At 70.3% G+C, this 26504-nt stretch carries 23 protein-coding genes and 2 tRNA genes; 17 read left to right on the top strand and 8 right to left on the bottom strand.

The genetic code is table 11. The features are described 5' to 3' along the window. Positions 1-28: 28 nt before the first annotated feature. Together ACP6CK_RS01780 and ACP6CK_RS01775 are read left to right on the top strand one after the other, a co-directional pair. Positions 29-604, top strand: a complete 576-nt coding sequence (locus tag ACP6CK_RS01780; protein WP_426957059.1) for a nucleoside 2-deoxyribosyltransferase — start codon at positions 29-31, stop codon at positions 602-604. 50 nt (positions 605-654) lie between these two features. After that, positions 655-745 (top strand) — tRNA-Ser (locus ACP6CK_RS01775). 405 nt (positions 746-1150) lie between these two features. On the opposite strand, the gene ACP6CK_RS01770 is transcribed toward ACP6CK_RS01775, so the two are convergent. Beyond that, positions 1151-2002: a sulfotransferase domain-containing protein gene (locus ACP6CK_RS01770; protein WP_426957058.1), complete on the bottom strand. Its 852-nt coding sequence runs from the start codon at positions 2000-2002 to the stop codon at positions 1151-1153. A 735-nt stretch (positions 2003-2737) separates the two neighbouring features. On the opposite strand from ACP6CK_RS01770, the gene ACP6CK_RS01765 reads away from it, so the two are divergent. Next, positions 2738-2941 carry a hypothetical protein gene (locus tag ACP6CK_RS01765; protein WP_426957057.1) on the top strand — a complete coding sequence of 68 codons (204 nt, stop codon included), beginning with the start codon at positions 2738-2740 and terminating at the stop codon, positions 2939-2941. A gap of 289 nt (positions 2942-3230) precedes the next feature. Here ACP6CK_RS01765 and ACP6CK_RS01760 read toward each other — a convergent pair whose 3' ends face one another. Genes ACP6CK_RS01760 through ACP6CK_RS01750 form a run of 3 tightly spaced genes read right to left on the bottom strand, consistent with a single transcriptional unit; the run spans position 3231 to position 6264 of the window. Then, on the bottom strand, positions 3231-4001 hold the full coding sequence (locus ACP6CK_RS01760; protein WP_426957056.1) for a DeoR/GlpR family DNA-binding transcription regulator: 771 nt from the start codon (positions 3999-4001) through the stop codon (positions 3231-3233). Then, positions 4001-5032 (bottom strand): 4-hydroxythreonine-4-phosphate dehydrogenase PdxA, encoded by a 1032-nt coding sequence (gene pdxA / locus ACP6CK_RS01755; RefSeq protein WP_426957055.1) that lies wholly within the window; start codon positions 5030-5032, stop codon positions 4001-4003. The genes ACP6CK_RS01760 and pdxA overlap by 1 nt, the downstream gene beginning before the upstream one ends. Next, entirely contained in the window at positions 5029-6264 is a 1236-nt protein-coding gene (locus ACP6CK_RS01750; RefSeq protein ID WP_426957054.1) for a four-carbon acid sugar kinase family protein, read from the bottom strand. The genes pdxA and ACP6CK_RS01750 overlap by 4 nt, the downstream gene beginning before the upstream one ends. 26 nt (positions 6265-6290) lie before the next feature. Here ACP6CK_RS01750 and ACP6CK_RS01745 point away from each other — a divergent pair, with 26 nt between their 5' ends. The 8 genes from ACP6CK_RS01745 to ACP6CK_RS01710 are packed head-to-tail and all read left to right on the top strand — an operon-like array spanning position 6291 to position 13905. After that, positions 6291-6497: a hypothetical protein gene (locus ACP6CK_RS01745; RefSeq protein ID WP_426957053.1), complete on the top strand. Its 207-nt coding sequence runs from the start codon at positions 6291-6293 to the stop codon at positions 6495-6497. 30 nt (positions 6498-6527) lie between these two features. After that, positions 6528-8000 carry an FAD-binding oxidoreductase gene (locus tag ACP6CK_RS01740; protein WP_426957052.1) on the top strand — a complete coding sequence of 491 codons (1473 nt, stop codon included), beginning with the start codon at positions 6528-6530 and terminating at the stop codon, positions 7998-8000. A 24-nt stretch (positions 8001-8024) separates the two neighbouring features. Beyond that, the gene (locus tag ACP6CK_RS01735) at positions 8025-8999 is read left to right on the top strand and encodes a Bug family tripartite tricarboxylate transporter substrate binding protein (protein ID WP_426957051.1); all 975 of its coding nucleotides are present in this window, start codon (positions 8025-8027) and stop codon (positions 8997-8999) included. 4 nt (positions 9000-9003) lie between these two features. Further along, the gene (locus ACP6CK_RS01730; protein WP_426957050.1) at positions 9004-9681 is read left to right on the top strand and encodes an SDR family NAD(P)-dependent oxidoreductase; all 678 of its coding nucleotides are present in this window, start codon (positions 9004-9006) and stop codon (positions 9679-9681) included. Positions 9682-9692: 11 nt separating this feature from the next. Further along, complete coding sequence (locus tag ACP6CK_RS01725; RefSeq protein WP_426957049.1) at positions 9693-10823, top strand: iron-containing alcohol dehydrogenase; 1131 nt, start codon at positions 9693-9695, stop codon at positions 10821-10823. After that, positions 10823-12025 carry a sialidase family protein gene (locus ACP6CK_RS01720; protein WP_426957048.1) on the top strand — a complete coding sequence of 401 codons (1203 nt, stop codon included), beginning with the start codon at positions 10823-10825 and terminating at the stop codon, positions 12023-12025. The genes ACP6CK_RS01725 and ACP6CK_RS01720 overlap by 1 nt, the downstream gene beginning before the upstream one ends. Continuing rightward, positions 12022-12912, top strand: a complete 891-nt coding sequence (locus ACP6CK_RS01715) for a dihydrodipicolinate synthase family protein (protein ID WP_426957047.1) — start codon at positions 12022-12024, stop codon at positions 12910-12912. Before ACP6CK_RS01720 ends, ACP6CK_RS01715 begins: the two co-directional genes overlap by 4 nt. A 21-nt stretch (positions 12913-12933) precedes the next feature. Continuing rightward, positions 12934-13905, top strand: a complete 972-nt coding sequence (locus tag ACP6CK_RS01710) for a tripartite tricarboxylate transporter substrate binding protein (RefSeq protein ID WP_426957046.1) — start codon at positions 12934-12936, stop codon at positions 13903-13905. 389 nt (positions 13906-14294) lie between these two features. On the opposite strand, the gene ACP6CK_RS01705 is transcribed toward ACP6CK_RS01710, so the two are convergent. Continuing rightward, a complete protein-coding gene (locus tag ACP6CK_RS01705; protein ID WP_426957045.1) occupies positions 14295-14963 on the bottom strand; it encodes a glutathione S-transferase family protein in 669 nt (222 codons plus the stop codon). Between the two features lie 182 nt (positions 14964-15145). On the opposite strand from ACP6CK_RS01705, the gene ACP6CK_RS01700 reads away from it, so the two are divergent. Continuing rightward, entirely contained in the window at positions 15146-15826 is a 681-nt protein-coding gene (locus ACP6CK_RS01700; RefSeq protein ID WP_426957044.1) for a hypothetical protein, read from the top strand. Positions 15827-15861: 35 nt separating this feature from the next. Here ACP6CK_RS01700 and gltB read toward each other — a convergent pair whose 3' ends face one another. From gltB to ACP6CK_RS01685, 3 genes are all read right to left on the bottom strand, one after another. After that, positions 15862-20379 carry a glutamate synthase large subunit gene (gltB, locus tag ACP6CK_RS01695; protein ID WP_426957043.1) on the bottom strand — a complete coding sequence of 1506 codons (4518 nt, stop codon included), beginning with the start codon at positions 20377-20379 and terminating at the stop codon, positions 15862-15864. An 11-nt stretch (positions 20380-20390) separates the two neighbouring features. After that, entirely contained in the window at positions 20391-21830 is a 1440-nt protein-coding gene (locus tag ACP6CK_RS01690; RefSeq protein WP_426957042.1) for an NAD(P)-dependent oxidoreductase, read from the bottom strand. Between the two features lie 175 nt (positions 21831-22005). Beyond that, complete coding sequence (locus ACP6CK_RS01685; protein WP_426957041.1) at positions 22006-22956, bottom strand: complex I NDUFA9 subunit family protein; 951 nt, start codon at positions 22954-22956, stop codon at positions 22006-22008. A gap of 146 nt (positions 22957-23102) precedes the next feature. Here ACP6CK_RS01685 and ACP6CK_RS01680 point away from each other — a divergent pair. From ACP6CK_RS01680 to lptB, 5 genes are all read left to right on the top strand, one after another. After that, positions 23103-23186: transfer RNA gene (locus ACP6CK_RS01680), tRNA-Leu, on the top strand. 61 nt (positions 23187-23247) lie between these two features. After that, positions 23248-23901, top strand: coding sequence for a ribonuclease D (locus tag ACP6CK_RS01675; protein WP_426957040.1), 654 nt, complete (start codon positions 23248-23250; stop codon positions 23899-23901). Positions 23902-24018: 117 nt separating this feature from the next. Next, positions 24019-24705 (top strand): LPS export ABC transporter periplasmic protein LptC, encoded by a 687-nt coding sequence (gene lptC / locus ACP6CK_RS01670; protein WP_426957039.1) that lies wholly within the window; start codon positions 24019-24021, stop codon positions 24703-24705. Continuing rightward, positions 24702-25715 (top strand): LptA/OstA family protein, encoded by a 1014-nt coding sequence (locus ACP6CK_RS01665; RefSeq protein ID WP_426957038.1) that lies wholly within the window; start codon positions 24702-24704, stop codon positions 25713-25715. Before lptC ends, ACP6CK_RS01665 begins: the two co-directional genes overlap by 4 nt. Further along, the gene (gene lptB, locus ACP6CK_RS01660) at positions 25712-26464 is read left to right on the top strand and encodes an LPS export ABC transporter ATP-binding protein (protein WP_426957037.1); all 753 of its coding nucleotides are present in this window, start codon (positions 25712-25714) and stop codon (positions 26462-26464) included. The genes ACP6CK_RS01665 and lptB overlap by 4 nt, the downstream gene beginning before the upstream one ends. Positions 26465-26504: the final 40 nt, after the last annotated feature.

The following is a 26504-nucleotide window of genomic DNA, read 5'->3' as shown; positions in this document are numbered from 1 at the left end:
AACCGGGCGCCTGTGCTAGGGAGGCGTCATGCGGATCTACCTTGCAGGGCCGGAGGTCTTCCTGCCCGATGCCCTCGATCTTGCCGATGCCAAGCGGGCGATCTGTGCCCGGCACGGGGCGGTCGGCGTGTTTCCCCTCGATCCTGTGGAGTGCCCGGACGCCGATGGCGTGGCGGAGCGGTGGCTCGACATCTACCTCCGCAACGAAGCGCATATCCGGTCCTGCGACGCGCTAGTGGCCAACCTGACGCCCTTCCGTGGGCCCTCCGCCGACGCGGGCACAGTGTATGAGTTGGGACTGATGCGCGGGCTCGGACGGCCGATCGCCGGCTATGCCAATGCCGCAGCGGCGTTTACGGAGCGGACCCTCGCCTTCCTGGGCGGTTCCGCCCGGCCGCGCGCGGATGCCGAGGGGTGGGAAGACCCGGAGGGACTGCACCTCGAGGCTTTCGGGCTGCACGACAACCTGATGGTGGATGGCGGCATCCGCGCCGCGGGCGGCGTGCTGGTGGTCCGGGACGTCCCGGCGGCCCGTCGCTGGCATGACCTGGGGGGGTTCGAGGAAGCGGTGCGGGCGGTAACCGGGCGTGCGCGGATCGATTGACCGGGGCGTCTTGCCCTCGTCCCGCTGGCCCCCTATACCCCGCCGCCGCGGGACAGGTGGCCGAGCGGTCGAAGGCGCGCGCCTGGAAAGTGCGTATACGTCAAAAGCGTATCGTGGGTTCGAATCCCACCCTGTCCGCCAGCGATCCCCGAGTTCCGTGCCCCGAGTGCCATGCCGTTTCAGTTGTCGAGCGGCGCAAGGGCGTGCGGCGGATCTCGAGTTTTCCCAACGTCTTATCCCGCCTAGCCGGCCGAGGGTCTCTCGGGCGAGGCCCGAGCCGCGTCCCGCGCTCGGCACCGGATCGGGGCCGTGTTGGCGAACGCCAGGCGCGGGCCGAGGGTGGGCGAGAACCCAGCCATCTGGATGAACGGGCTGAACCCAAGCTGGCTGCCCGAGACCACTCCCGGAAACAGGCATCAAGCCGCCCTTCCGCGGCAGCAAGTCCCAGCCTCTCCACGGCGTCCGACGAGTGCAGCGGCCTAGCACCGGAACATCTGCCCGAGCAACCCAGCGGCTAGAGGATGGCGTGGGGGGGGGGGCGGGCCCTCACGACCCGCCAGCGGATGAGGCTGCGTCCGAGAAGGGGTAACCGGCTTCTGCGATGCGCTGTTCGAGAAAGGCGATGTCGTCGTCGGACAGGTGGCTCCGGTGCCCGCCGACGACGCCTAAGCGCACCTTTGCGGCCCGGGGGTCCCCGCCTTCGTTATGGAGGCGTCCCGAGCCAAAGTAGTTCCCGGCCTCATAGGCCCGCATCTTGTCGAACCGGGCGAACTCCACAGCGTCCGCCACCCGCGCAGCGTTGGGTTCGGGGACGCCCAGCGCTCGAAGGCTTACGGTCAGTGCCTCCTCCGCGCGTTGATGCATCGCCTCGTACGAGATCACGGTGAAGGATGCAGCCCGATGCTGCTCCCGATGCCAGCGGCCGTATGCGGCGAGCAGTTTGTCGATCCCGGTCGCCGGATCGCGGATAAAGACGGAGATTGATCCATCAAAGCTCTTCGACCGATGTCGGGCGTGGAAGAACGCGGAGGTGAGCGTGTCCTTCGGCTCGCGGACGATCAGCAACACGTCCCGGTCTTCCCACAGGCGGGCCGAAGCCAGGACGCGGCTCTCGGGCAAGATCGCATCAAGGAAATTGGCACCGTTGTGCGAGTAGGTGATCTCGGGAAGGCCGGCGTGCTTGCAGAGCGCGGGTAGGTCCATGGACCGGCTCGCATCCTGGCCCTGCTCTCGGGCGAGGTAATACCCCACCATGATCCGGTGCCACGTCCGGCCCGATTTCGGGTAGGAGATCACGAAGCGTCGGAGTTCCGTGCGCTGCCGCTCATACTCTGCCTCGTACCGCGCCTCCTCCCTCGCCCTTCGTTGCACGAGAGTCGGTTCGTCAGCCTGCGACATGAGGGCCCTCCGACATCCTGGGTGCGGCCCCGGGGGCCATCAAGGGCGCTGATTATGCGGTCCCCGAGCCGCACTGTCGCCCGAGGACGTTGGTCGAACGTCCGTGAACCGGGAGGATAACCAGTGATGCCGTCGCGGGGTGAAGGCATTGGCCGAAGGCGAACATGTGCCGGAACGCTGCCCCGCCGAAAGCGGGAATGAGCGCTGGGCGCATCCTGTCCCGTGCGGCCGCCAGAAGGGCGGGAGATGAAGAGCCCGCCCCCTGGAAACCGGTGGACTGGCTCCAGCGAGGCAGATCTCGAAGCGATGCGCCTAGCGCCGACGGATCCACAGGGTGATGAACATCACCGCGACCATGATGATCACGCCTGTCTGATGCTCAGCGATCCAGGCTAACGCGCGCTCGATCGGCATTCTGTCCCTGTCCGGCCCTGTCTTAGGGCGCAGTGATTACGGCCGTCATGGCAATGCGCCAAATCTGTGCCTGGCCGAATCGCCGATTACCCGGCCGTCGGGAGCCTTCACCCGCACCAGCGCAACGGCGCGGTCGACCCCTCCCCGGCCCTGGCATCTCCCAAAGCAGTTCTCTCGCCCGTTCAGTTTAGGACTATATTCAGAGCAAGACGGCGATCCGTTCCGCGGTCGCCGATGGCCGACAGTGGATTGTAAGCTTGCAGGTCCAAGGTGGCCGCTCCCACGCCGATCGGTCGCGGGCAAAACCTTGGAGGAACCATCGTGTTCGAGGCGTTGTGGAAGCCGGTCTCGGCGATCTGGAGCATCGTTCTGAAGTATCACTGGGTGTCGATCGTCATCTTCGGCGTGCTCACCGCGGCCGCTGCGTACTACGGCTATGGCTGGGCGACCCTGATCCTGGGCTGCATGTGCGGGACCGTGTTCATGCAGGTGTCCGAGGAAGGAATGCCGCCCGCGGCCTCTTAGGCCGACGCGGCGTGGGCCAAGCGGGCGCGCTCGTTGGCCGTCGGCCGCGTCGCAGCTTCTCTTCGGGCCATGGCACGGCCGCCGGCCACCGTCTCAGGGGTGGCCGGCAGGGCCAGCGCACAACGGTTCAGGACGCGCCGCGCCGCACCGAGAACCGCGAGCGAAGTGCAATGGTCGGCGGCCGGGTCTGACCCGGCATTCAGGCCCGAGAGGCTTCCTCGCCCGCCACGCCCTGCGAGGGCGTGGCGGCTCATCACGCAGCGGAAAGGCGGACCGCCGGAACCCAGCCCTAATCCTGTGATGCCCCGTCGCTCGCGCGCCGGAGCCGCAGACCTGACGCGAGGAACCGTTCGCAGGACCGCTCCGGCGCGTCCGTGACCAGCACCCAGCCCGGGCGGAGCGGCGCCCAGAAGGGCTGCCCGGCCCGCCCGAGCTTGGAGGCGTCGGCCAGCACGTACACGGCGGCCGCCTGCTCGGTCATGAGCGTCTTCAACGAGATCTGGTCGAGCGTGGCCTCGCACAGGCCGCGGCCGGCGACGACCCCGTCGGCGCTGGTGAAGAGGCGGTCCGCGGTCATCCGGCGAAGGGTCATCTCGGCCAGGGGCCCGGTCGTGCCCATGCTGATCGGGCGCAGGGCGCCGCCCAGTACCACGAGGTCGATGCCGGGCGCATCCGCCAGCACGGGGATCAGCGCGAGATTGTTGGTGATGACTCGATGCCGCCGTCCCCGCAGCAGCCGCCCCAGCGCGGCGACGGTGGAACCGCCGTCGAGGATGAGCGTCTCGCCCTCCTCCACCTCGCTGAGCGCGGTGGCGGCGATGGCCTCCTTGGCGGCACGGTTCTCCGCCTCCCGCGCACTGAGGCTGCTCTCCGGCGCGGGCGCGGCCAGCATCGCGCCGCCATAGGTGCGGGCCACCGCGCCACGGGTCGAGAGGTCCTGCAGGTCGCGGCGGATCGTGGAAGCCGAGACGCCGAAGCGCGCGGCGAGCCCGTCCACGTCGGAATCGCCGGCCGCGACGGCGGCGAGGATCGCGTCCCGTCGTTGCCGCCGCTGCCGCATCAGGCCGCGGCCCGCTCCCGCCGCGGGGCGAGGTCGGAGGCCTGGCGCAGCGCCTCCACCAGCGATCCCTCGTCGGCGATGCCCTTGCCGGCGATATCGAAGGCCGTGCCGTGATCCACCGAGGTCCGGATCACCGGCAAGCCCACCGTGATGTTCACGCCGGCCTCCAGCCCCATCACCTTCACCGGCCCATGCCCCTGATCGTGGTACATCGCGACGACGAGGTCGAAGTCGCCCCGCGCGGCGCGGAAGAACAGCGTATCTGCCGGCAGCGGGCCGTCCACCTTCCACCCCTTGGCGCGGCAGCGCTCCACGGCGGGGATGATCTTCTCCTCCTCCTCGCCCTGGCCGAACAGCCCGTTCTCCCCGGCATGGGGGTTGATGCCGCAGACACCGATGCGCGGATCGGCGATGCCGGACTTCACCAGCGTCGCGCGGCCGCGGGCAATGACGCGCTCCACCAGCCCGGGCTCGATCCGGCGGATCGCATCCATCAGGCCGATATGGGTCGTGACGTGGATGACGCGCAGCTTCGGCGCCACCAGCATCATGGACACCTCCGGCGTGCCGGTCAGGTGCGCCAGCAGTTCCGTGTGGCCGGGATACTTGTGGCCGGCGGCGTGCAGCGCCTCCTTGCTCAGCGGCGCGGTGCAGATCGCGTCCGCCTCGCCGGCCTGCACGAGCTGCGTCGCGCGCTCGATGTAGCGGTAGGCGCCCTCGCCCGAGAGCGGCAGCACCTTGCCGAAGGGATGGCCAGGCGGGATGAGCCCGAGGTCGATGCAGTCTACCGTCCCGCGCTCGAAGTGCGCTTCCGCCGGCGTGCGCAGCGCCGCGACCTCCAGTCCGTTGCCGACGAAGCCGCCCGCCTCCCGCAGGCGCGCGGCGTCGCCCACCACGAGGGGGCGGCAGATCGCGTAGACATCCTCCCGCGCGAGGGCCTTCATGATGATCTCCGGGCCGATGCCGGAGGCGTCGCCCATGGTGATCGCCACGATGGGCCGTGCGTCTCCCGTCATGCTGTCCTGTGTCATGCCGCGTTCTCCCGGATCAGGTCGCGCAGCCGGTCCAGGCTGCGACGGATGGTGCCGGCGTCGCCGAAGGCGCCGGCCTTGGTCATCACGGGCACGGCGATCCTGCCCTGGGTGATGCCGAGCGGGACGCCCGGCTCCACCTCCTCGATGAGTTGGATGCCGTGCACGCCGAGTTCGGTCAGCAGCGCGCAGGCCGTCTCCCCGCCCGTGGCGAAGAGCGCCCCCATGGATCGCGCGGCGGGGGCCAGCAGGGTGGCCAGGGCCCCGGCGAGGGCGGCGCCGGCCGAGAGGTCCGGATCGGGATCGGCGGCGATCCGCACCATCGCATCGCGCCCCGACGCCAGGACCGCACCCAGGGAGGCGACGAGGGCCGCACCCGCCTCGAGGGGTTCGTGCAGCAGGGCGGTCGGCAGGTCGAAGACGGGTGTGCCCGCCGCTTCCAGGGTCGCGGCGGCGGCGCGGGACGCTTCGGCCACGCTGCCCACTACGATCATCGCGCCCCCACGTGCGAGGGGCAGGCCAAGCGGTGAGGCCGGTCCCTCCGGCAGGGCGCCTGCCAGCGCCGCCGCGATCCCGCCGGAACCGACCCAGAGCAGCCGATCCCCGTAGGGCAGCCCCGCCTGCGCGAGGACGTCCAGGTCCTGCGCCTCGGCCGCATCGCAGACGATCGCGTCCACGTCGGCCGCCATCGCGTCTCGCAACCCCTCTGCGGCATGACGGCGCAATTCGTCGAGGCGGAGGAGGCGCGTGGAGAGCCCGGCGGAGCGCAGCACCGTCCGCAGATCCGCGTCGGCATACGTATGGTCGAGCGCCCAGAGCGGGGACTGCTCCAGCGGTGCGCCGTTCAGCCGCACGCGCCCGTCCAGCGTGGTCCGCCCGGTCGCCGGGAAAGCCGGGGCCACCACCGCGAGCGCCGGGCGCCCCGCCGCGCGCAGGACGGCGAGCAGCGCCGCGATCTCCGCCGCCGGTTGGCCCCGCAGGGTGGAGTCCAGCTTCTTGACCAAGCCGGTGCCGGAGACGTGGTGCGCGCGCAGCAGCGCGGCGTGGCGTGCCCCGGCCTCTTCCGGCGAGAGGCGACGACTATCCGCGTCCACGGCCAGCACCGTCGTCTCGGCCGGGGCCGGCGCACCGTGCCAGCCCACTGAGGCCGCCATCCCCCTCCGCGCGAACGCGATGCCGCAATCGGCCGCGCCGGTCAGGTCGTCGGCAAGGATCAGCCAGCGACAGGTCACGGGATGGATCTGCGGATCGGGACGGAGTGGCGCATGGCCGGCATGAACGTCCTCTGCGCACCACCTGGGCGGTGTGTCGCCGCCCTTCAATCGGGCAGCGCTGGCGCAAAGTCAACGAAATTCTGCGCATTATGCGCATTTCCGGCGGTGTGAGATTGGAAATCGGCCAGTTCTGGAAGAAATCTATCGACAAGGATGCGCGAGACGCGCAAAAACCCCTCGAAGGCGGCTGACGGAAATGCCGCGGGAGGGGAGACATCGCCATGCCGGGCCAGAACCCGTCCGCCACCCTCCGCTCCGCAGAACGGGCCACCGGCGTTGCCCTGCTGGACGCCCTCGTTGCCCTTGTCGGCCGCCGCCACGTGATCGCGCCGGACGAGGATCAGGAGCCTTATCTCGTGGACTGGCGCGGCCGCTATCACGGCCGGGCCGCCGCCGTGGTGAAGCCCGCCGACACTGCGGAGGTCGCCGCGACTGTCCGCCTCTGCGCGGAGCACGGCGCCAGCATCGTCCCGCAGGGCGGCAACACCGGCATGTGCGGTGCCGCGACGCCCGACGCCTCCGGACAGGCCGTGGTGATCCGGATGGACCGCCTGAACCGTGTCCGCGCGGTCTCTCCGCTCGCCAACTCCATCACGGTCGAGGCGGGTTGTATCCTCCAAACGATTCAGGAGGCAGCTGCGGGGGTGGACCGCCTCTTCCCCCTCTCCCTCGGAGCAGAGGGGAGCTGTCAGATCGGCGGCAACATCGCCACCAATGCCGGCGGCACCGCCGTGCTACGCTACGGCCCGACGCGCGAACTCGTGCTGGGCCTGGAGGTCGTGCTGCCGGATGGCAGCGTGCTGGACCGCCTGCACGGGCTGCGCAAGAACGCCAGCGGCTACGACCTGAAGCAGATGTTCATCGGGTCCGAGGGCACGCTCGGCCTCATCACTGCGGCCTCCCTCAAGCTCTTCCCTCGCCCGCGCGTCTCCGCACTCGCGATGGTGGCGCTGCCGGAGATCGAGGCGGCCCTGGAGCTGATGGCCCGCCTGCGCGGCGTGGTGGGCGACCGCCTGGCCAGCCTGGAAGCCATGTCCCGCGGCCAGATCGAGGTGATCGCGCGGCACGTCCCCGACGTCGCGATCCCCTTCGCGCTGGAATCCCCCTGGTATCTCCTGATCGAGCTGACCGACACGCTCGCCGCCACCGACCTCCGCACGCCGCTGGAGGAGGTGCTGGGTGCCGCGCTGGAGGAGGGCCTCGTCGCCGATGCGGTGATCGCGGAGAGCGGCGCCCAGGCCGAGGCGCTGTGGAAGATCCGCCACTCCGTCTCGGAGGGGAGCAAGCGCGCGGGCTATGTCGTGAGCCACGACAGCGTCGTGCCACTGGAGAACCAGGCCCGCTTCGCGCGGGAGGTGGAGCGCCGCATCCTCGACGCCGCGCCGGAGGCGCGCGTCGTGATGCACGGCCATATCGGCGACGGCAACATCCACGTCCTCGGCATCCTCGACGCCGCCCGCTACCCGGACGCCGCGGCGGCCGCGCCTGTCGCCGCCCGCATCAACGCCGCGGTGGACGACGTGACGGCCGAGCTCGGCGGCGTGATCTCGGCGGAGCACGGCATCGGCCAGAGCAACCGCGCCCGCCTGGGCCGCGTCACGCCGCCCGCCGAGATCGCGCTGATGCGGGCGCTGAAATCGCTGCTGGACCCCGCCGGGATGATGAACCCCGGCAAAGTCCTGCCCCCCGCCTGACGGCCCGAGAACAGAGGAAACACCATGAACCGCCGCACGCTGCTCGGGACCGCCCTCGGAACTCTCGCCCTTCCCGCTGCCCTCCACGCCCAGCCCGCCTTTCCCTCCCGACCCATCCGGCTGATCGTGCCCTATCCGCCGGGCGGCGCCACCGACGTGATCGCCCGCCTCTACGCCGAGCACCTGACAGGCACGCTCGGCCAGCCCGTGGTGGTGGAGAACCGGCCCGGCGCCTCCGGCAACATCGGCATCGACGCCGTCGCGAAGGCGGCCCCGGACGGCTATACGGTCGGCGCTGGCACCGTCTCCAACTTCTCGATCAACCAGTTCCTCTACCGCTCCGTCCCCTATGACACGGAGCGCGACCTGAAGCCTCTCGCCCTCGGCTGGGACTTCCCGAACATCGCCGTCGTCGCGCCAACGAAGGTCCAAGCGCGCACGATGGGGGAGTTCATCGCCTACGCCCGCGGAAAGCGGAACGGCGTCACCTACGGCTCCACCGGCGTCGGCACCACGACGCACCTCTCCTCGGCGATGCTGTTCAACCGCCTGGGCATCGAGGCGACACATGTCCCTTATCGCGGTGCCGCGCAGATCCAGCCCGCCCTGCTGTCGGGCGACATCGACTTCGCGATCGACGGCCTCGCCTCCTATGGCGGGATGATCGAGTCCGGGCAGTTCCGGGCGCTCGCCGTGACCAGTGCCGAGCGCTGGCCGACGGTCCCGAACGTGCCCACCATGGCGGAGGCGGGCGTCCCCGATTTCATCGTCACGGTTTGGGGCGGCTTCGTCGTTCCCGCCGCGACGCCGGCCCCGGTCGCCGACCGACTCTCCGCCGCCTTCAAGGCCGCGGCCGAGGACCCCGCGACGATTGAGCGCTTCGCCCGCGTCGGCGCCCGTCCCATCTGGGCCTCCCCCGCCGACACCGCCGAACGCGCCGCGCGGGAGCGCCCGATGTGGCGCGAGGTCATCCGCAGCTCCGGCGCGACGGCGGACTGATCCGGTGGACCGGCCCCACGCCGTCGTGACCGGCGCCACGTCCGGCATCGGCGCCGCCATCGCCGCGCGGCTGCTGCATGCGGGCTGGCACGTCACCGGCCTCGCGCGCGGCGCCGCGGCGCTGGACGATCGGCACTACACGCACCGTCCCGCCGACCTGTCTGACCCGGCGGCGCTGGATGCGGCGCTGGACGGCTTGGCGCCAAACGCCGTCGTCCACGCCGCCGGGCTTCTCCGCACCAACCCGGTGGGCGCGCTGGATGCGGCGGATGGCGCGACGATGTGGCGTCTGCATGTCGCGGCCGCAGAGCAGCTGGCAAACCGCCTGCTTCCCCGAATGCCGGATGGCGGCCGCTTCGTCCTGATCGGCAGCCGCACGGCGTCCGGCGCCGCAGGCCGCAGCCAGTATGCCGCCACCAAGGCGGCCATGCTCGCCCTCGCCCGCTCCTGGGCCGCGGAGGTCGCACCGCGCGGCATCACCGTGAACGTCGTCGCCCCCGCCGCGACGGACACCCCGATGCTGCGCGATCCCGCCCGCGCCGGCACCCCGCCGCGCGTCCCGCCCATCGGCCGCTTCATCCGTCCGGAGGAGGTCGCCGCCCTGGTGGCCTTCCTGCTTTCCGAGGACGGCGGTGCCATCACCGGCCAGCAGATCACCGTCTGCGGCGGCAGCTCCCTGTAGGAACCGACCCGATGCCCGACCTGCACAGCCCGATCGAACTGCTCCGCCCCCCGCGCATCGAGTTCGGCGCCGGCACCCTCTCGACCCTCGCCCCCTGGGTGGCGGAGCGCGGCCTGTCGCGGGTCCTGATCGTGGCCGACGCCTTCAACGCCGGCCGCGTGGACCTGCTCGGCCTGTCCGGCCACGTCACCGTCTTCGGCGAGGTGAAGCCCGAGCCCGACCTGCCGAACCTGGAGAAGGTCCTGGCCGTCGCGGAGGCGCTGAAGCCCGACCTCGTCATCGGCTATGGCGGTGGCAGCGCCATGGACCTGGCGAAACTCGTCGCCGTGCTGCCCGGCAGCGGGCAGACGCTGCACGACGTGGTCGGCCCGGAGAAGGTGCGCGGTCGCCGCGCCGCCCTGGTGCAGATCCCGACCACCGCCGGCACGGGCAGCGAGGGCGGCACCCGCGCCCTGGTGACCGATCCCGCCACGCAGAACAAGCTCGCGGTGCAGAGCCGCCACATGCTGGCCGACTTGGCGGTCGTGGACCCGGACCTGACCATGACCGTCCCGCCCGCCGTCACCGCCGCGACCGGCGTGGACGCCATGGCCCACTGCGCCGAGGCCTTCACGAGCAAGAAGGCTCACCCGATCATCGATCTCTACGCGCTGGAGGGCATCCGCCTCGTCGGCCGCTTCCTGCCGCGCGCCGTCGCCGATGGCTCGGACCGTGAAGCGCGGGCCGGGCTCGCACTGGCGTCCATGTATGGCGGCTTCTGCCTGGGGCCGGTGAACACCACGGCGGGCCATGCCGTCGCCTATCCGCTCGGCACGCGGCATCACATCTCGCACGGGCTCGCCTGTGCGCTCATCTTCCCGCACACCCTCGCGCACAATGCCCCCGCCGTGCCGGGGAAGACCGCGCTGGTCTTGGAGGCGCTGGGTCTGCCAGCCTCCGGCGATCCCGACACCGTCCTGCGCGGCGCACGTGACTTCTGCGCCCGCCTCGGCGTGGAGATGCAGCTGTCCCGCCTCAACGTGCCGCGCGACGATCTCGGCACCATGGCGACGGAGGCCCACGCCATCCGCCGCCTCCTGGACAACAACCCCCGTGACCTGAGCCGGGACGAGATCCTGGCCATGTATGAGGCGGCCTTCTGATGTCGATCGCGATCAGCCCCCCACCCGATTTCAGCGGCAACGGGAAGCTCGCGCCGCACCCCGGCGACCCCGCGCGGATCGAGACCTTCATCCCCCATGCCACCGTGCAGAGCCACGCGGCGAACCTGACGGTGCTGCCGAACGGCGACATCGCTTGCGTCTGGTTCGGCGGCACGCAGGAGGGGGTGCCGGACATCTCCGTGCAGTTCTCCCGCCTTGCGCGCGGCAGCGACATCTGGACGGCACCGGTGCAGCTTTCCGACGACCCGACCCGCTCCGAGCAGAACCCCCTGCTCTTCCCCGCGCCGGATGGTACGCTCTGGCTCATCTGGACCGCGCAGATCAGCGGCAACCAGGACACCGCCACCGTCCGCTGCCGCAAGTCACGGGACAACGGCGGGAGCTGGGGCCCGATCGAGACGATGTTCGGCCCCCGCGCCGATGGTGGCACCTTCATGCGCCAGCCGATGGTGGTGCTGGAGAACGGCGACTGGCTGCTGCCGATCTGGGTCTGCTTGACCACCCCCGGCAAGAAGTGGGTGGGGGACAAGGATTACAGCGCCGTGAAGATCTCCTCGGACCAGGGTAGGACCTGGACCGAGGTCGCCGTCCCGGACAGCGAGGGCTGCGTCCACATGAGCGTGCTGGACTTGAAGGACGGCAGCCTCGTCGCCTTTTACCGCAGCCGTTGGGCCGACAACGTCTATGTCAGCCGCTCCACCGATCTCGGCCGGAGCTGGACGGCTCCGGAGCGGACGGAGCTGCCGAACAACAACTCCTCCATCCAGGCCGCGCGCCTGGCGAACGGCCACATCGCGATGGTGCTGAACGAGAGCAGCGCGGCGGACGCGACGGAGCGCCGCCTCTCCCTCTATGATGACATCGAGGGCGAGGAGGGCGACGACCGCGCCGAGCCCGCGCCGGTGGAGGGCGTCCGCAGCACCTTCTGGGGCGTGCCCCGCGCGCCGATGACCCTCGCCATCTCCGAGGACGGCGGCCGCACCTGGCCCCGCCGCCGCAACCTGGAGACGGGCGACGGATACTGCATGACGAACAATTCGAAGGACAAGGTGAACCGGGAGTTCTCCTACCCGACCGTCACGCAATCGCCGGACGGCGCCCTGCACTTGGCCTACACCTACTACCGTCAGGCGATCAAATACGTCCGCGTGGACGAGTCCTGGGTCGGAGCGAAGGCATGACCGCGCTCCATCCCACCGGCGTCTTCTCCGCCGCCCTCACGCCCCTGACAGAGGATCTGTCGCCCGATCTGCCGGTCTTCGTGGACCACGCGAAGCGCCTGATCGCGCAGGGCTGCGACGGCGTCGCCCTGCTCGGTACCACGGGGGAGGCGAACTCCTTCTCCGCCGATGAGCGCAAGGCGATCCTTGAGGCCGCCGTGCAGGGAGGCGTGGAGCCCGCGCGCCTGCTGCCGGGAACCGGCGTCGTCGCCGTCCCGGAGACGGTCGGGCTCACCAAGCACGCCCTCTCCCTCGGCGTGAACACCGTCGTGATGCTGCCGCCCTTCTACTATAAGGCCCCGAGCGAGGAGGGCGTGATCGCCGCCTATTCCGAGATCGTGGAGCGGATCGGCAGCCCCGACCTGCGCGTCATCCTCTACCATATCCCGCAGATGTCGGCCGTCCCCATCACCCCGGGCATCATAGAGGCGCTGCTACGCCGCTATCCCCACACCTTCACCGGCATCAAGGACAGCGCCGGCGACCTCGCGAACATGACGATGCTGGTGGACCGCTTCCCCGGCTTCGCGGTGCTGGCCGGGGCCGATCCTCTGCTGCTTCCGTTGATGCGGAAGGGCGGTGCGGGCTGCATTACCGCGACGTCGAACCTCGTCGCCGCGGACCTGAAGTTCATCTTCCGGCACTTCAACGACCCCGCGAGAGCGGCTGAGGTCGACGCCGCCCAAGCCCGCGTCGTCGCCACGCGCACGCTGGCCTCCCGGTTCGCGCAGATGGCTTCCCTCAAGGCCCTGCTGGCGCAGGAGACCGGCCATGCCGGATGGACGCGGCTGCGTCCGCCCCTTCTGCCACTGACCGCCGAGGAGTCGGCGCAACTCCTCGCCTCCTGACCAAAAACGAAAGGAACGACCATGAATCGCCGCACCCTCCTCGCCGCCACGGCGGCCGCAACGCTCGCCGCCCCCGCCGTACGCGCCCAGACCGCCTGGCCGCGCGGCAAGCCGATCCGCGTGATCGTTCCTTGGCCCCCCGGCGCGGCGAACGACACGCTCGGGCGCCTGCTGGCGGCCCGCCTGTCGGAGAAGCTCGGCGCGACGGCCGTGGCCGAGAACCGCACCGGCGGCGCCGGCCTGCCGGGCACCCAGGCCGTGATCCAGGCGGCGCCGGACGGCTACACGCTGCTCGCCTCTGCCTTCAACACGGCGGTGATGCCTCTGGTGTTGCGCGGCGCGAACTTCGACCCGCAGAAAGATTTGGAGGTCTGCGCTCGCACTGCCCGCGCCCCGCTGGTCCTTGCGATGGCCGGAAACCGCGCGCCGAACACGCTGCAGGAGCTGCTCACGGCCGCCCGCGCCCGTCCGCGCGATTACGCCTTCGCGATCTCCTCGCTTGGCTCCGCCGGCCACCTCGCCACCATCGAGTTTCTGCGCCGCACCGGCCTCGATCTGGACATGGTGACCTATCGCGGCACGCAGCCCGCGCTGACGGACATGATGGGGGGTACCGTGCAGCTTCTCATCGACCCGTCCTTCGCCATCCTTCCGGCGCGCGGTGACGGCCGCATCAAGGTGCTGGGCATCGCGACGCCGGAGCGCTCCGTCCTGGCTCAGGACGTGCCGACCATGGCCGAGGGCGGCCTGCCCGGATACGAGTTCCAGTCCTGGTACGGCGTCTGGGCGCCGAAGGGCACGCCGAACGAGATCTGCGAGGCGATCAACACGCTGATGCAGGAGACGATGCGCGAGCCAGCCATGGTGCAGCGCCTGACCACCCAGGTGCTGGAGCCCGTGACCGAGAGCCGCGAGGAGACCCGCCGCTTCATCGCGAGCGAGATCGTCCGCGCCGGCGAGCTGCTGCGGAGCGTGAACTACCAGCCGGAGTGAGGCGGACACCTCACCCGGTCGGGAAGGATCTTCCAATTGGGCGGACCGCCACCCGCAGTTCGCGGCGGATCGTGAAGCTCCCGTCCGAAGCGGCCCGTTGCCGCTTCGGACCGTCGGATCGCCGCTTGGTCGGTGGCGGTCCGCCCGGGCCCTTTCGGGTGGGAGCGGTCAGCCATTCCTGTCCAGCCAGCCGAGGAGGATCGGGCTGATCATGCAGACATCGATACCGACGAAACCGCAGAGGGCGAGGGTGGGCGTTCTCCTTCCGCGGAGGAGATGAACTGCCGCGCTTACGAACGCGTGCAGAAAGCTCATGGGTGATCGAGGGCCCTCACCGCCGGCTTAGCAGGACCTCAGCCGCACCCGACCGGGCCTGTTCCCACCGGCGATCAGAAATCCAGGTTGTCGTAGTGCTCCGGCGGCAGGAGGCCGGAGACGCGATCCGCCAGGATCGGCCGGAAGGAGGGCCGGGACTTCACCCGCGCGTACCAGTCCTTCGCCGCCTCGTTCAGCGTCCAGTCCACGTCGCCGATGTAGTCCAGCACCGAGAGGTGCGCCGCGGCCGCCAGATCGGCCAGGGAGAACTGCGCCCCGGCCAGCCAGGCCCGCGTCTCGTGCAGCCAGCCGAGGTATTCCAGGTGCGGCTTGAGGTTCGCATAGCCCGCCCTCAGGGCCCCGGCATCCGGATTGCCCCGCCCCATCATCCGCTTGAGCTGCTTCTCGTAGAGGAGGTTCTGGGTCACCTCCTTCGAGAACTTGCCGTCGAACCAGGCCACGAGGCGCCGGACCTCGGCCCGCTCGGCATGGGTGCGGCCGAGCAGCGGCGCGTCCGGATAAGCCTCCTCCAGGTACTCGCAGATGGCGTAGCTGTCCGCGAGAACGAGGCCGTTCTCCTCCTGCAGCACGGGCACGGTGCCGGCCGGGTTCATCGCCATGAACTCCTCCCGCCGCTCCCAGATCCGCTCGGCCCGCAGCTCGAAGGGGATGCGCTTCTCCTGCAGGGCCAGCCGGACCTTGCGGCAGAAGGGAGAGAGGGGAAGGTGGTAGAGGATGCGCACCGCGGCGGATTAAGCCGCTGAACCCCGGGGCGCAAGCAGGCCGAATCGCTGCAAGCTGGGCGCCAAAGCGCCAATAGCCCACGCAGCCTGCCAGCGACGCGACAGACATGACGGACCTTTCATTGATGGACGCACGGACCGGCGATAGTCCCGCGGAACGGGTTGCGGTTCGGGGGTCCGGAATGACGCTGAAGGTTTCGATGGCGGAGGCTGCGGTCTATGCCCGGCTGCAGGGTGCGCGGCGGGACGGCATCGCGTCCGAGGACGTGCGCTTCGCCCGCCGGACAGATTTCGGGCCGGAGGACGTCTCGGCCTTCCGGGAGATGACCCGGCGGGAGGGGCTGCTGGTGATCATGCGCTGCCCCAAGAAGGGCGCTGTCGCCTTCCAGGGCGTGCTGCCGCCGAAGCGCTGGGCGGACGGCCACACGAGCACGGGCGAGCTGGTGAAGTCCGGCGTGAGCGGGATCGGGGTGCATCCTGAGACCGGCCGGATGTTCGTCTCGGACTACGACCTGATGAGCCTGTGGCGGAAGGACGGGACGGGGTATCGCAAGCTCTTCGCCTCTGCCCTCCGGTCCGGGGCGGAGCGGGGATCCTGGACGAAGGAGGCGCAGGACGTGGTGCGCCTGCTGAACACCGTGCTCCAGGCCAAGCTTCAGCACGGCGCGCAGGACGACTTCACCCCGCCCATCGGCAAGCAACACCCCGGCGTGACCGCCGAGACGCGCTTCGCCGCCTTCCGGGAGGGCGAAGCCACCTATCTGAACGGCATGGCGCCCTGCCAGGCCTACTACAAGAAGCACGGGCTCTACTGGCCCTATGACGCCGCGGGCGTCTTCACCCGCGCCGCGACGCCGAACTGAGGCGGGCGCCCCGGCGCACGGCCGGGGCTGCCTTCCTACTCCGCGGCCAGCGGCTCTTCCTGCATCGGGCGCGGCAGGAGCTTCGCATAGTCCTTCGGCACGACATGCCAGAAGCGGTCGCGCTCCACGTGCCAGTCGTTCAGCAGGCGGGCCGCAAGGCGCGATCCCGTCTCCTTCACGTGCCGTTCGATCAGGTCGTGCAGCACCCCCTCCCAGTGGGAGGAGCCGAGGCGCGACCAGAGGAGCGTGTCCGCGTTCAGCCGGCGCTCGAAGGTCTCGTCGGCGTCCCAGATGAAGGCGTGGCCGCCGGTGAATCCGGCCCCGAAATTGTCGCCCACCGCCCCGAGGATCACGACCGTACCGCCGGTCATGTACTCGCAGCCATTGGCGCCCACGCCCTCCACCACCGTCGTCGCGCCGGAGTTGCGGACGGCGAAGCGCTCACCGGCCTGACCGGCGGCGAAGAGCTCGCCGGCCGTTGCGCCGTAGAGGCAGGTGTTGCCGATGATCGTGTTCTCCTCCCAGACGAGGTTCGCCGCGGGAGAGGGGCGCACGATGATGGTCGCGCCGGAAAGGCCCTTGCCGACATAGTCGTTGGCGTCGCCGAGCACCTCCAGCCGCAGCCCCTGCACGCCGAAGGCGCCCAGCGACTGGCCCGCGGAGCCGCGCAGCCGCACGGCGAGGTGCCCGGGCTGAAGCCCGGACATGCCGTATTTCCGTACGATCATGGCGCTCGTCTTCGTGCCGATGGCGCGGTGGACGTTCCGGATGTTGTACTGGAGCTGCATCTTCTCTCCGCGGGAGAAGAGCGCGCCCGCGTCGCGGATCATGTCCGCGTCGAGCGTCTCCGGCACCTCGTTCCGGCCCTCCATCGTGCAGTAGGAGGGCAGGCCGCCGGCATCGGCCTTCACCAGCAGCGGGTTGAGGTCGAGGTCGTCCAAGTCCGCCGAGCCGCGCGAGACCTGCTTCAGCAGGTCCGTGCGGCCAATAACATCCTCCAGCTTGCGGAAGCCGAGGGAGGCGAGGATTTCCCGCACCTCCTCCGCCACGAAGGAGAAGAGGGAGATGACCTTCTCGGGCGAGCCCTCGAACTTCTCCCGCAGCGCCTCGTCCTGCGTGCAGACGCCGACGGGGCAGGTGTTAGAGTGGCACTGCCGCACCATGATGCAGCCCATCGCCACCAGGGACGCGGTGCCGATGCCGAACTCCTCCGCGCCGAGCATGGCGGCGACCACCACGTCGCGGCCGGTCTTGATGCCGCCGTCGGTCCGCAGCTTCACCCGGTGCCGCAGGCGGTTCAGCAGCAGTACTTGATGCGTCTCGGACAAGCCCATCTCCCAGGGCAGGCCGGCGTACTTGATGGAGGTGACCGGGGACGCGCCCGTGCCGCCGGAATGGCCGGAGACGAGGATGGCGTCCGCCTTCGCCTTCGCCACGCCCGCCGCGATCGTGCCGATGCCCGACCGCGAGACGAGCTTCACGCAGACCGAGGCGTCAGGGTTGATCTGCTTCAGGTCGTAGATGAGCTGCGCGAGGTCCTCGATCGAGTAGATGTCGTGGTGCGGCGGCGGGGAGATGAGCGTCACCCCCGGCGTGGAGTGGCGCAGCTTCGCGATCAGCCCCGTGACCTTGAAGCCCGGAAGCTGCCCGCCCTCGCCGGGCTTGGCGCCCTGGGCGACCTTGATCTCGATCTCCCGGCAGTTGTTCAGGTACTCGGCGGTGACGCCGAAGCGGCCGGAGGCGATCTGCTTGATCGCGGAGTTCGCGTTGTCGCCGTTCGGGCGCGGCTTGGCGCGGGAGGGGTCCTCGCCCCCCTCCCCGCTGTCGCTGCGCGCACCGATGCGGTTCATGGCGATGGAGAGCGTCTCGTGCGCCTCCGGGCTCAGCGCGCCCAGGGAGATGCCGGGCGCCAGAAGGCGCTTGCGGATCTCCGTGATGCTCTCGACCTCCTCCAGGGCGATGGGCTTCACCGCCTCGGCCCGGAAGTCCAGCAGGTCCCGCAGGGCCACCGGCGGCTGTTGCCGCACGGCGGCGGAGTAGCGCTTGAAGGTCTCGTAGCTGTCCGTCTCCACCGCCTTCTGCATGAGGTGGATCAAGGAGCCCTCGAAGGCGTGCGCCTCCCCGCGACGGCGGAGCTTGTAGAGGCCGCCGACCGGCAGGGTGGGGATGGCGCTGCCCCAGGCCGCCTCGTGCATCGCCAGCACCCGGCGCGCGATGCCCGAGAGCCCGATGCCGGAGATGCGGGACTGGGTGCCCGGGAAGAACTCGGCGACGAGGGCGCGGGACAGTCCGATCGCCTCGAAGTTCATGCCGCCGCGGTAGGAGGAGAGGACGCCGATGCCCATCTTGGACATCACCTTCAGCAGCCCCTTGTCCACCGCCTTCTTGAAGCGGGCGACGCAGTCCTGCAGCGACAGGCCGGGGAAGAGCCCCCGCCGGTGGCGGTCCGCGATGCTCTCCTGCGCGAGGTAGGCGTTCACCGTCGTCGCGCCCGCCCCGATCAGCACGGCGAAGTAGTGCACGTCCATGCACTCGGCCGAGCGGATGTTCAGGCTCGTGAAGGTGCGCAGCGAGTGCCGGACGAGGTGATTGTGGACCGCGCCCACCGCCAGGATCATCGGGATGGCGGCGCGCTCGGCACTATGCGCCTCGTCCGTCAGGATGACGTGGGTGCAGCCGGACTGCACGCCCACCTCAGCCTCCCGCCGGATGCGCTCCAGCGCCCGGCGCAGGCCGGATTCGCCCTCGGATACAGGGAAGGTCGCGTCCACCTCGCAGGCCGTGTCGCCCATATAGCCGCGCATGGCCGCGAATTGCGCGTTCGACAGCACGGGGCTGTCGAGCATCAGCATGTCGCACTGGGTCGGGTCCTCGTCGAGGATGTTCCCGAGATTCCCCAGCCGGGTCTTCAGCGTCATCACCCGCGTCTCGCGCAGCGAGTCGATGGGTGGGTTCGTCACCTGGCTGAAGGTCTGGCGGAAGTAGTGATGCAGGCCGCGATACTGGCGGGACAGCACGGCCACGGGCGTGTCGTCGCCCATGCTCCCGATCGCCTCGGCCGCCTCCTCCACCATCGGGTGGAGGATCGTCTCCAGATCCTCGAGCGTGGTGCCCATGGAGAGCTGGCGGCGGCGCAGCGCCTCGCCCTCCAGCGCCACAACTTCGTCGGCGTCGGCCTTGACGATCTCGTCGATGCGGGTGGTGCGCTCCGTCCACTTTCCGAAGGGCTTGCGGGCGGACAGCGCGTCCTTCAGCGCGTCGTCGCCGTAGAAACGCGCCTCGTCCAGGTCCACGCCGATCATCTGGCCGGGGCCGACGCGGCCGCGAGTCAGGACCTGATCATCGGGGACGGCGACCATGCCCGTCTCGCTGCCCACAATCAGGCGGCGGTCGGCGGTGATGGTGTAGCGCAGCGGGCGCAGGCCGTTCCGGTCCAGCCCGGCGACGACCCAGCGGCCATCGGTCGCGGCCACCGCGGCCGGGCCGTCCCACGGCTCCATCACCGCGTTGCAGTAGAGGAACAGCTCCCGGTGCGCTTCGGGCATGGTGGCGTTGCTGCCGATGCTCTCGGGGATGAGCATCGCCTTGACCATCGGCGCGTCGCGGCCGGCGCGGACCAGCAGTTCGAACACGTTGTCGAGCGTCGCCGTGTCAGAGCCGCCCGCCTGCACCACCGGCTTCAGGTCGTCCATGAAGGCGTCCAGCAGCGGATGGGCAAGCCGGGTCTCGTGGCTCTTCATCCAGTTGATGTTGCCGTGGACGGTGTTGATCTCGCCGTTATGGGCCAGCATCCGGAAGGGCTGGGCCAGGCGCCAGGTCGGGAAGGTATTCGTGGAATATCGCTGGTGATAGATGGCGAAGCGGCTGATGAACCGCGGGTCCAGCAGGTCCGGGTAGAACTGCGTGAGGCTCTCCGCCAGGAACATGCCCTTGTAGATGACGGATCGGCAGGACAGGGAACAGAGATAGAGGTCTGGGATCTGGGAGGCGATGGCCTGCTTCTCGATCCGGCGGCGAATGACGTAGAGGTCGCGCTCGAAGATCGCGGCGTCCCGCACCTCCGGGTCGTAGATGAGGATCTGCTCGATCTCGGGGCGGGTGGCGTTCGCCTTCTCGCCGATGCAGGTGACGTCGATCGGCACCTGCCGCCAGCCATAGATGGCGTAGCCGGCGTTCAGGATCTCCGTCTCCACGATCGACCGGCAGCGCTCCTGCGCGCCGAGGTCGGTCTTCGGCATGAAGGCCATGCCCACCGCGATCCGGCCGGGGCGCAGGATGTCTCCGCCGCGCTCCACGGCTTCCGCGAAGAAGTCCTGCGGGATCTCGATGTGGATGCCGGCGCCGTCGCCGGTCTTGCCGTCCGCGTCCACCGCGCCGCGGTGCCACACGGCCTTCAGCGCGTCGATGCCCGCCTGCACCACATCCCGCCGCGCCACGCCGTCTAGCGCGGCGACGAGGCCGACGCCGCAGGCGTCGTGCTCGGTGATGTCGATATGCGCCTCGTCGCGAAGGCGGGCGGCGTCGCGGAGCTGCTCGGTAACGTAGTCGCTCATGGCCCTCTCCTTCACTCCGCGGCCTGCGGCACGGCGGCCTTCGCCTCGGCATAGGCGGCGATCTGCGCCGCCACGTCGCGCCCGTCCCGGATGGCCCAGACCACCAGGGAGGCGCCACGCACGATGTCCCCCGCCGCGAAGACGCCCGGCAGGTTCGTCATCATGGTGCGGTGGTCCACCCGCAGCGTGCCCCAGCGGGTCACGTCCAGGGCGGGCTCGTTGAACATGCCGGGCAGGTCCTCCGGGTCGAAGCCCAGCGCCTTGATGACGAGGTCCCCCGGTTCCTTGAAGGAGGAGCCGGGCAGCGGCTCCACCTGCTGGCGTCCGGTGGCGTCCGGCAGGCCGAGATGCATCCTCACCGCCCGCACGCCGGTCACGTTTCCGTCCGCGCCCTCGAAGGCCTCCGGCGCCGACAGCCAGGCGAAGCGGACGCCCTCTTCCTCGGCGTTGGCGACCTCCCGCATGGAGCCGGGCATGTTCGCCTTGTCGCGGCGATAGAGACAGGTGACGGAGGCGGCGCCTTGGCGGATGGAGGTGCGCAGGCAGTCCATCGCCGTGTCGCCGCCGCCGATCACCACCACGCGCTTGCCCGCCGCGTTCAGCGCGCCGGAGTCGAAATCGGGAACCTCATCGCCCAGGCCCTTGCGGTTCGAGGCGGTCAGGAACTCCATCGCGGGCACCACACCACCGAGTTCCGCGCCCGGCAGGGCGACGTCGCGGGCCTTGTAGACGCCGGTCGCGATCAGGACCGCGTCGTGACGCTCCCGCAGCTCGGCCATGGTGACGTCGCGGCCGACCTCGACGTTCAGGTGGAAGGTGATCCCGGCCTCCCGGAAGAGGTCCGTGCGGCGGGTCACGACCTCCTTCTCCAGCTTGAAGCCGGGGATGCCGTAGATCATCAGGCCGCCGGCGCGGTCATACCGGTCGTAGACATGGACCTGCCATCCAATGGAGCGGAGCCGCTCCGCCGCCGCCAGCCCGGCCGGGCCTGCGCCGATGATGCCGACCGAGCGGTCCAGCTCCCGCACGGGCTTCGGCGGCTTGATCCAGCCCTTCTCCCAGGCGGTGTCGTTGATGTAGCGCTCCACGGCGCCGATCGTGACGCTATCGAAGCCCTTCTCGATGACGCAATTGCCCTCGCAGAGCCGGTCTTGCGGGCAGATGCGGCCGCAGATCTCGGGGAAGGTGTTGGTGGCGGCGTTGACCTCGTGCGCCTCCTGCAGGCGGCCCTCGGCGGTCAGCTTCAGCCAGTCCGGGATGTGCTGGTTCAGCGGGCAGTGGATGGAGCAGAAGGGCACGCCGCACTGGGAGCACCGACTGGCCTGCTCCGAGGCCCGGGCCGGGTCGAAGCGGTCGTAGATCTCCTGGAAGTCCTCGCGTCGCAGGGTCGCCGGGCGCTTGTCGGGCGTCTGCTGGGTGAGCCGCACGAACTGGAGCATGCGTTCGGCCATGGCAACCTCCGGAGGCCCATCGGGCGTGAATCTCCGGCGCTTCTGACATGGAAGTTTCGCGGTTGCGAGACGAAAACAACAATCAAGTCAGAAATCCTGACCTGAAAACGGCTCGCAATTACCCCTCGCCTGCTCGAAAGCGAGATCAGTCGCCGACCAAAGGTCCGAAACGGACCTAAGCACCGAGAACGGCTTCGCGGCGTCCGCCGCCCGGACGGTAACGCGTGAGATAGGCCGGAAGCACCGCCTCCATCGTCGTCGGCGTGACGCCAAGCGCCTCCAGCCCCGGCGCATCGGGTGACGCGACATTGTCCTTCCGCAGCAGCACCAACTGGTCCTCGGTGATCGGCGGGTTCGGCAACCACGATGAGAGCTTCGCCTGGAACCGTGCGAATCCGTCCGGAAGCTCGACGATCCGGCGGCGATGGCCGGTCATCTCCATCATCTCGGTCATCAGGTTGCGGAAGGTCGCCGCGCGCGGGCCTGCCAGCTCGTAGGTCCGTCCGGGCGCGTCGTCCCGCTCGGTTGCCGCGATCACCGCATCGGCCACGTCGCCAACATAGACCGGCTGGAAGCGCGTCTCACTGCCAACCAGGGGCAGCACCGGCAGCACGCGCGCCATGCCGGCGAAGCGGTTGAAGAAGGCGTCCTCCCGCCCGAAGACGACGCAGGGGCGCAGGATCGTGGCCCCAGGGAACCCGGCCCGGACCGCTTCCTCTCCCGCCGCCTTGCTCCTGGCGTAGAGGCTCTCTGAAGCCAGGTCCGCCCCGATGGCCGAGATGTGGACCAGTCGCCGCACCCCAGCCGCCGTCGCGGCCTGAGCGATGCGGCCGGGCAGCTCGCCGTGCACCCGGGCAAAGTCGCCCGACTTCCGCTCGAACAGGATGCCTACGAGGTTCACCGCGACCTCGGCCTCCTCCAGCGCGCGGGCGAGGACCGCAGCCTCGTAGTGGGCGGCATAGAGGGGGACGATCTGGCCGACCATGCCCTGGGTCATGAGCGGCCGCGCCGCCTCGACCGAACGCGTCACGACGCGCACGACGTAGTCCTGCTTTGCCAGGCGCTGCACCACGTAGCGGCCGATGAAGCCGGTTCCGCCGAAGACCACTGCCACGCGCCGTGCCATCACCCGCACTCCGTCCCGAAGAGAGCCGCCTTCCCAACGCTATGACGCGCCGCGGGATTCCCGCCAAGGCCCGCTTGACGGGCCGCCCGCCCGCCCATAGAAGCCGGGCCTCGCCGCCGGACGATGCGACGGCGCCCTGCCCCCTTGCCCAGGTGGCGGAATTGGTAGACGCGCAGGTTTCAGGTACCTGTGGCCGCAAGGCTGTGAAGGTTCGAGTCCTTTCCTGGGCATATCCTCGGTACGTTGGGGCGGTCGGGAATATCCCGGCCCGCGCCCGGGTGGGGTCTTCCGATGGGGACCGCCCTCTTCATGCCGAACGCGACCATTCACCTTCACCGGCATGACCTGCCGAACGGGTTGAGCCTCGGCCCGGTCGTCGCCATCGACACGGAGACGATGGGGTTGAACCCGCATCGGGACCGGCTCTGCCTGGTGCAGCTCTCCTCCGGTGACGGCACCGCCCACTGCGTCCAGATCGTGCCGCAGACGCTGGGCGGCCAAGGTGCCGCCTGCCCGAACCTGCGCGCGCTGCTGGAAGATGCGGGCACGGTGAAGCTGTTCCACTTCGCCCGCTTCGATGTGGCGATTCTCGGCCACGCTCTGGGCGTGACGGTGTCGCCGGTGCGCTGCACGAAGATCGCGTCGAAGCTCGTCCGCACCTTCACCGACCGGCACGGGCTGAAGGACCTCTGCCGGGAACTTCTGGGCGTGGAGATCTCCAAGCAGCAGCAGACCAGCGACTGGGGCGCGCCGGAGCTCACGCCGGAGCAACTCTCCTACGCGGCGTCCGACGTGCTGCACCTGCACGCCCTCTGGGCGCGTTTGGAGGGGATGCTGCGTCGGGAAGGCCGGCTGGAACTCGCCGAGGCCTGCTTCCGGTTCCTGCCTGCGCGGGGCGCGCTGGACCTGCTGGGCTACGAGGACCCTGACATCTTCGCGCATTGAGTTTAACAGATGTCAACGCTGTGGCACGGTTTTTGACGCCCGCGTTGACCGCCCCCCGGGGTGGTCCCATACAGCCCCCATGACCGCCTCACCGCCCGTCACCGGGCCGGCCCCTTCGTGAGCGACCCTGCCCCGAGCGACGCGCCGGGACACCTGGTGATGCCGGCCGGCCGGCACCGCCCGGTGCCATCCCGCGCCCGGCGGAGCTACAGCACCGGCGCCATGTGGCGGCACCGCTGGTCCGTGCGGCTGCTCAAATGGGTGCTGCCGGCCGGCGCGCTGGCACTGCTGGCGGCGATCGTGCTCTGGCCGGAGTTCGAGCGCGCGGAGGAGCGGGCCCGCATCTCCTTCCGCCGGATGACCCGCGCGACGCCGGAGGCGCTTCGGGTGGTCAACCCGCGCTACCAGGGCACGGACGAGACCGGGCGCCCCTTCAACGTCACCGCCGCCACCGCGACCCAGGTCGGCAGCGACGACGTGGTAGACCTCGAGGCGCCGCGCGGGGACGTCTTCCAGGCGAACGGGTCCTGGCTGCTGGTCGAGAGCCGGACCGGCCGCTACGACCGTCCGGCCGACCGGCTCGACCTGCGCGGCGACGTGACGCTGTGGAATGACAACGGAATGCTGTTCGAGACCGAGGAGGCACGGGTGGAGGTGAAGGCCGGCAATGCCGAGGGCGACCGGCCCGTCGCGGCCCAGGGGTCCTTCGGCACCATCACCGGCGACGGCTTCCGCCTGCGCGACCGCGGCGCCGTGGTGATCTTCACCGGCAACGCCCGCGCGGTGCTGGAGGGGGGCCGATGATCCGCCGCACCCTTCTGCTCGGGCTGCTGGCCGCGGGGCCTGCGCTGGCCCAGCCGATGGACCTCTCGGGCGGCGGGCCGCTGGAGGTCACCTCGACCGACGGGATCGAGTGGCGCCAGGCCGAGCAGGTGATCGTCGCCCGCGGCAACGCCCGCGCCTCGCGCGACGGCACCACCCTGACGGCTGACCGGCTGATCGCGCGCTACCGCCCTCGCGGCGGCGCGGCCGCCCCCGCCGCGGCGCCGGCGGCCGGCGGCGACAGCAGCCCGCTCTCGGGCGGCGAGATCTGGCGGATGGAGGCCGAGGGGACCGTTCGCATCGCCACCGCCACGGACCGGGCCCAGGGCGACCGCGCCGTGTACGACGTGGACCAGCAGGTGATGGTCCTGACCGGCCGCGACCTGCAGCTGAACACGCCGGACAACATCATCCGGGCGCGGGACAGCCTCGAATACTGGCAGGCCCGGCGAATGGCCGTGGCGCGCGGCGCCGCCAGCGCGGTGACGAACGACAACCGCCGGATCCAGGCGGACACGCTCGTCGGCTACTTCCTCGCGGAGGCGCCGGCGGCCCCCCCTGCCCCGGCCCGCCCCACCCCCGCCGCCGCACCGGCCATTGCCGTGCGGCCGGGCGCCCCCGCACCCGCCGCTCCGGGACGGGTGCCGGGTGAGGGCTCGAAGCTCGATCGCGTGGAGGTCTTCGGCAATGTCGAGATCCGCACCGAGGCCGAGATCGTCCGCGGTGACCGCGCCGTTTACTCGCCGGTCACCGGCATGGCGCGAGTCCTCGGAAATGTCTGGATCACCCGCGGCCAGAACCAGCTCCAGGGCGCCGAGGCCATCGTGAACCTTCGCAGTGGCGTCTCCCGCCTCATCTCCGCGCCCGGACAACGTGTCCAGGGGCTCGTCATCCCCAACTCCGGCCAGGAGAACGCGCCCCTCCCCGGCGCGCGCCCCGCGCAACAGCGCCCGGCGCAGCCCAACCGCCAGCAGGGGGGACAGCCCCGATGAGCGAGGCGCTACGCGTCGTCGACGGCCGCTCCGGCCTCGTCGCGAAGTCCCTGGGAAAGCGCTACAAGAAGCGGCCGGTGGTGCGGGGCGTGTCGCTCTCGCTGCGGCGCGGGGAAGCGGTGGGGCTGCTCGGGCCGAACGGCGCGGGCAAGACCACCACCTTCTACATGATGACCGGCCTCGTCCGGCCGGATGAGGGCCAGGTCTTCCTCGACGGCCACGACGTCACGATGCTGCCGATGTACCGGCGCGCCCGGCTCGGCCTGGGCTACCTGCCGCAGGAGGCTTCGATCTTCCGGGGCCTGTCCGTGGAGGACAACATCCGCGCCGCGCTCGAGGTGGTGGAGCCGTCCCGCGAGCGGCGGGACCAGATGCTCGACTCGCTGCTCGCGGAGTTCGGCATTGCCCATCTGCGCCGGGCCCCGGCCCTGGCCCTCTCGGGCGGCGAGCGGCGGCGCTGCGAGATCGCGCGCGCCCTGGCCACCCACCCCGCCTACATCCTGCTCGACGAGCCGCTGGCCGGCATCGACCCGATCGCCGTGGGCGAGATCCGCGACCTCGTGAAGCACCTGAAGGACCGCGGCATCGGCGTGCTCATCACCGAGCACAATGTCCGCGAGACGCTGGCCATCATCGACCGCGCCTACATCCTGCATGACGGCCAGGTGCTGATGGAGGGCGCTCCGCGCGAGATCGTGGCGCATGAGGGCGTGCGCCGCGTCTATCTCGGCGAGCGCTTCAGCCTGTGAGGACCTTTCGGTGATCCCCGGAGGGCGTCGCGCATGGTGA

Source organism: Muricoccus radiodurans (assembly GCF_050154705.1).
GTDB lineage: Bacteria > Pseudomonadota > Alphaproteobacteria > Acetobacterales > Acetobacteraceae > Roseomonas > Roseomonas radiodurans.
The sequence above is the reverse complement of the archived record's forward strand: the minus strand, read 5'-3'. Positions and strand labels throughout refer to the sequence as shown.

Bases quoted from the DNA above. Each gene is read 5' to 3' on its own strand.
- ACP6CK_RS01690 (WP_426957042.1), bottom strand. From the start codon at position 21,830: ATGGCCGAACGCATGCTCCAGTTCGTGCGGCTCACCCAGCAGACGCCC.
- ACP6CK_RS01725 (WP_426957049.1), top strand. From the start codon at position 9,693: ATGCCCGACCTGCACAGCCCGATCGAACTGCTCCGCCCCCCGCGCATC.
- ACP6CK_RS01735 (WP_426957051.1), top strand. From the start codon at position 8,025: ATGAACCGCCGCACGCTGCTCGGGACCGCCCTCGGAACTCTCGCCCTT.
- ACP6CK_RS01685 (WP_426957041.1), bottom strand. From the start codon at position 22,956: ATGGCACGGCGCGTGGCAGTGGTCTTCGGCGGAACCGGCTTCATCGGC.
- ACP6CK_RS01720 (WP_426957048.1), top strand. From the start codon at position 10,823: ATGTCGATCGCGATCAGCCCCCCACCCGATTTCAGCGGCAACGGGAAG.
- lptB (WP_426957037.1), top strand. From the start codon at position 25,712: ATGAGCGAGGCGCTACGCGTCGTCGACGGCCGCTCCGGCCTCGTCGCG.
- ACP6CK_RS01715 (WP_426957047.1), top strand. From the start codon at position 12,022: ATGACCGCGCTCCATCCCACCGGCGTCTTCTCCGCCGCCCTCACGCCC.
- ACP6CK_RS01740 (WP_426957052.1), top strand. From the start codon at position 6,528: ATGCCGGGCCAGAACCCGTCCGCCACCCTCCGCTCCGCAGAACGGGCC.
- gltB (WP_426957043.1), bottom strand. From the start codon at position 20,379: ATGAGCGACTACGTTACCGAGCAGCTCCGCGACGCCGCCCGCCTTCGC.
- ACP6CK_RS01710 (WP_426957046.1), top strand. From the start codon at position 12,934: ATGAATCGCCGCACCCTCCTCGCCGCCACGGCGGCCGCAACGCTCGCC.
- ACP6CK_RS01760 (WP_426957056.1), bottom strand. From the start codon at position 4,001: ATGCGGCAGCGGCGGCAACGACGGGACGCGATCCTCGCCGCCGTCGCG.
- pdxA (WP_426957055.1), bottom strand. From the start codon at position 5,032: ATGACACAGGACAGCATGACGGGAGACGCACGGCCCATCGTGGCGATC.
- ACP6CK_RS01770 (WP_426957058.1), bottom strand. From the start codon at position 2,002: ATGTCGCAGGCTGACGAACCGACTCTCGTGCAACGAAGGGCGAGGGAG.
- ACP6CK_RS01665 (WP_426957038.1), top strand. From the start codon at position 24,702: ATGATCCGCCGCACCCTTCTGCTCGGGCTGCTGGCCGCGGGGCCTGCG.
- ACP6CK_RS01700 (WP_426957044.1), top strand. From the start codon at position 15,146: ATGACGCTGAAGGTTTCGATGGCGGAGGCTGCGGTCTATGCCCGGCTG.
- ACP6CK_RS01780 (WP_426957059.1), top strand. From the start codon at position 29: ATGCGGATCTACCTTGCAGGGCCGGAGGTCTTCCTGCCCGATGCCCTC.
- ACP6CK_RS01675 (WP_426957040.1), top strand. From the start codon at position 23,248: ATGGGGACCGCCCTCTTCATGCCGAACGCGACCATTCACCTTCACCGG.